Source organism: Archangium sp., from assembly GCF_036388035.1.
GTDB lineage: Bacteria > Myxococcota > Myxococcia > Myxococcales > Myxococcaceae > Archangium.
The window spans coordinates 1-4,053 of record NZ_DASVSO010000954.1 but is presented as its reverse complement, the minus strand read 5'-3'; the positions used below and the strand labels follow the sequence as shown (position 1 = coordinate 4,053).

Here is a 4,053-nt window from a genome sequence, read left to right as displayed (position 1 = left end):
GGTAGAGGGAGTAGCCGCGCTCGAGGTACTCGGAGCCCTTGGAGTTGGACTCCATGGCGCTCACGATCTCCTGCTGGAAGGCGAGGCCCGCGGCGGCCTTGGCCGGGTCCAGGTTGGGGATGCCCTGGGCCTCGCCCGGGCGCACCAGGCTCCCATCCGGCAGCTGGATGCAGCGGTAGGTGGGCAGCAGCTGGTAGGCCGAGGGCAGCGAGCGCACCATGGCGGACAGGTCGAAGAGCTTCACCGGCCCGAGGCTCTTGCGGAAGCCGAGCGAGAGCGCCTGCAGCGCCATGAACGAGCCCCGGTGGGGCGTGCCGAAGGTGATGAGCGCACGGGTGTACTGCCACCCCCCGAGGCACTCGAGGAAGTAGCGCGAGACGATGCCGCCCATGGAGTGGCCCACGAGGAGCAGGCGCGACTCCTTGTCGCCGCCGTACTTCTGGCGCCAGTCGTGGAGCCAGCCCCGGGCCTCCCGCTCGAGCCGCTTCGCGGTGATGCGGATGTCGCGCCGCCAGTCGTAGGGGAACTCGAAGAAGTTCTGGCCGGGGATGAGGCCGAAGCGGCTCTGCAGCGTCTGCGCCACCTTGGTGTAGCCGTCCACCTTCCAGAAGCCGGGCAGCAGCTGGGTGTCGGGCAGCACCTTCGTCGCCACCACGCCATCGTCGGCGCGCTCGCCGCCGCTGTCGGACTCGAGGGCCAGCGACTCCACGCTCCCGCCAAAGCTCGTCATCGCCCGCAGGAGCGCGCCACCGGAGAGGCCCCAGACCTCCTTCCCGTCCCGCTCCAGCACGCTGCCGAGCAGACCCGGCAGCAGAACGACGACATCCTTGGTGACGCTGGCAGCCATTGCTTCCTCCAGAGGGAGCGACCCGGTTCCGCGTACGAGCGAGGACTCGGAGAACTGACGATGCCTGGGATTCTACGGTTCCCTTCCGACTCGGCGACACAGGGCATCGGTACAGGAGTGAACGCTCCGGACCGCGGTGCGGCCTTCTGAACAGCGGTTCAGCTCTCACCATTCCTCCACGAGCCGGGTTGCGAGCCCTCTCTCGCTCTGTAGGATGCCCGGCCCATGCGAACCCGAATCCTGACGATGACGCTCCTCCTGGCCCTCACCGCCTGCTCCAAGGACAAGGAGAAGCAGGCCGAGGGCAAGGCCCCCCCTGGCACCGCGCCCCAGGCGACCCAGACCGCTCCGGCCGGCAGCGGCGGCCCCGCGGGAGATCAGCCTCGGAAGTCCCCTCCGGCGGAGAACCCGGGGCCCTGGCAGCAGAAGGCGCTCAAGGGGCAGGAGTTGTACGCCACCCTCGACACGAGCGAGGGCACCATCGTGGTGAAGCTCTTCGCGAAGGACGCGCCGCTCACGGTGGCCAACTTCGTGGGGCTCGCGACCGGTGAGCAGACGTGGACCGACCCCCGCACCCAGGAGGTGAAGAAGGGCACGCCGCTGTACCAGGGCATCGTCTTCCACCGGGTGATTCCGGACTTCATGATTCAAGGAGGAGATCCGCTCGGCGTGGGAGCGGGCTCGCCGGGCTACACCTTCGAGGACGAGTTCAAGAGCGGCCGGACGTTCGACAAGAAGGGCCTGCTGGCGATGGCGAACCGGGGCCCGGAGACGAACGGCAGCCAGTTCTTCATCACCACGTCGACGCCGCAGCACCTCAACAACCGGCACACCATCTTCGGCGAGGTGGTGAAGGGCTACGAGGTGGTGGAGCGCATCTCGCTGGTGCCGACGGCCGAGCGCGACAGGCCGCAGAAGGACGTGGTGCTGAAGAAGGTGGCGATCAGCGACACGCAGCCCCAGTAGTGGAGCGAGCGATGCGAAGTGTCAGAACGCGGCTGGGCGAGCTGGACTGTGTGGTGGTGGAGGCGCTCGCCGAGGGAGCGAACCCAGAGCTGGCGGTGGTGCTGTGCCACGGCTTCGGCGCGCCCGCGACGGACCTGGTGCCGCTGGCCAACGAGCTGGTGGAGCTGAAGCCGGAGCTGGGAGCCAAGGTGCGCTTCGTCTTCCCGGCGGCGCCGCTGTCCCTCTCGGCGATGGGGATGCCGTTCGCCCGGGCGTGGTTCCACCTGCCCCAGGAGGTGCTGATGGGGCAGGAGCGGGACTGGGAGAAGTTCGCGGTCTCGACGCCGGAGGGGCTGGTGCAGGCGCGGCGCGGGCTGATGAGCCTGCTGTCGGCGCTCTCGACGGCGACGAAGCTGCCCTACGGGCGGATCGTCCTGGGCGGCTTCAGCCAGGGCGGCATGGTGTCGACGGACGTGGCGCTGCGGCTGGAGGAGGCCCCGGCGGGGTTGTGCATCCTCTCGGGGACGCTCATCTGCCAGGACGAGTGGAAGCAGCGAGCGGAGAAGCGCAAGAGCCTGCCCGTGCTGCAGAGCCACGGACGCTACGACGACATCCTCGCGTTCCGTCAGGCCGAGCAGCTCCAGAAGCTGTTCACGGACGCGGGGCTGTCGCTGGAGTTCGTCCCCTTCAACGGACCGCACACCATCGCCCCGGAAACGCTGGAGCGGATGGCGGAGTTCCTGCACACCCGACTCACGAGTCGTTGAGGGCACCCGAAGCCCCGGGAGGCGAGCCATGTATCACGCGAAGGAACTGACGGTGGCCACCCGGGGCCGGGGCTTCTACGACATCACGGACGAGGTGCGGCGAGCCATCTCGGAGACGGGTGCACGCGAGGGCCTGTGCACCATCTTCCTGCACCACACGAGCGCCTCGCTGCTGCTCTGTGAGAACGCGGACCCGGACGTGCGTCGGGACCTGGAGTCCTTCTTCTCCCGGCTGGTGAAGGACGGGGACCCGCTCTTCCGCCACGACGCCGAAGGGCCGGACGACATGCCGGCGCACGTGCGCACGGTGCTGACGCAGAACTCGCTGAATGTCCCGGTGAAGGGCGGCGACGCGCACCTCGGGACGTGGCAGGGCATCTACGTCTGGGAGCACCGCACGTCCCCGCACCATCGCCGGGTCACCGTCTCCGTGGTGAGCTGAGCCCCCTACTCCGTCGAGCCCTGGGCCTCGAGCAGCTTGTAGAGCGTCTTGCGATCCACATCGAGCAGGCGCGCGGCCTCGCTCTTGTTGCCGCCGACGTGCTGGAGCACCTGGGCGGCGTACCGGCGGGACAGCTCGGCGAGGCTCGGCATGTCCCCGGCCAGTCCACTCAGCCGCTTGGGCGCGTCACCGATGGGCTCGGGGAAGTCCTGCGGCCCCAGCACGCCCGTCACGTTCAGCGCGAGCGCCCGCGCCACCACGTTCTCCAACTGCCGCACGTTGCCCGGCCAGTCGTACGCGGTGAGCCGCGTCATGGCCTCGGCCGTCACCACGGGCGCCACGCCCCCGCGAGCGTGCAGCGCGGCGAAGTGCTCCACCAGCGCCGGAATGTCCTCCCGCCGCTCGCGCAGGGGCGGCAGGTGCAGGTGCACCACGTCCAGCCGGTAGAGCAGATCCTCGCGGAACAGCCCCTCGGCCACGCGCTGCTTCAGGTCCTTGTTCGTCGCGGCCACCACGCGCACGTCCACCTTCACGGGCGCGCTCTCGCCCACGCGGCGGATCTCCCCCTCCTGCAACGCGCGCAGCAACTGCGCCTGCACCTTGGGCCCCACGTCGCCAATCTCGTCGAGGAACAGCGTGCCGCCGTGCGCCTCCTCGAAGACGCCGCGCCGCGCGCCCGTGGCCCCGGTGAACGAGCCCCGCGCATGGCCGAACAGCTCGCTCTCCATGAGGGACTCGGCGATGGCGCCACAGTCCACGGGGATGAACGACGCACTGGCGCGCGGCGAGCGCCGGTGCAGCGCCCGCGCCACCATCTCCTTGCCCGTGCCCGTCTCGCCGGTGATGAGCACCGGCACCGAGGTGGCCGCCGCCCGCGCCACCTGCTTGTACACCTCCAGCAGCGCCGGGCTGCGCCCCACCATGGAGCCGCGCTCCACCTGCTTGCGCAGCGAGCGGTTCTCCTCCACCAAGCGCTTCTGCTCCAGCGCTCGCCGGGCCACGCGCACGATGGCGTCCACGTCGAAGGGCTTGGCGAGGTAGTCGAAGGCGCC

At 69.8% G+C, this 4,053-nt stretch carries 5 protein-coding genes; 3 read left to right on the top strand and 2 right to left on the bottom strand.

What is annotated here, in order from left to right; translation table 11 throughout:
* Window positions 1-847 (bottom strand): esterase/lipase family protein (locus VF697_RS39495; protein WP_414641441.1); only part of this gene is annotated, 847 nt, incomplete at its 3' end.
* Window positions 848-1,072: 225 nt separating this feature from the next.
* On the opposite strand from VF697_RS39495, the gene VF697_RS39490 reads away from it, so the two are divergent.
* Genes VF697_RS39490 through VF697_RS39480 form a run of 3 tightly spaced genes read left to right on the top strand, consistent with a single transcriptional unit; the run spans window position 1,073 to window position 3,001 of the window.
* A complete protein-coding gene (locus VF697_RS39490; protein WP_331103356.1) occupies window positions 1,073-1,813 on the top strand; it encodes a peptidylprolyl isomerase in 741 nt (246 codons plus the stop codon).
* Between the two features lie 11 nt (window positions 1,814-1,824).
* The gene (locus tag VF697_RS39485) at window positions 1,825-2,559 is read left to right on the top strand and encodes a phospholipase (RefSeq protein WP_331103354.1); all 735 of its coding nucleotides are present in this window, start codon (window positions 1,825-1,827) and stop codon (window positions 2,557-2,559) included.
* Between the two features lie 28 nt (window positions 2,560-2,587).
* The gene (locus VF697_RS39480; RefSeq protein WP_331103352.1) at window positions 2,588-3,001 is read left to right on the top strand and encodes a secondary thiamine-phosphate synthase enzyme YjbQ; all 414 of its coding nucleotides are present in this window, start codon (window positions 2,588-2,590) and stop codon (window positions 2,999-3,001) included.
* Window positions 3,002-3,006: 5 nt separating this feature from the next.
* On the opposite strand, the gene VF697_RS39475 is transcribed toward VF697_RS39480, so the two are convergent.
* The coding region (locus VF697_RS39475) for a sigma-54 dependent transcriptional regulator (RefSeq protein ID WP_331103350.1) at window positions 3,007-4,053 on the bottom strand (1,047 nt) is incomplete at its 5' end.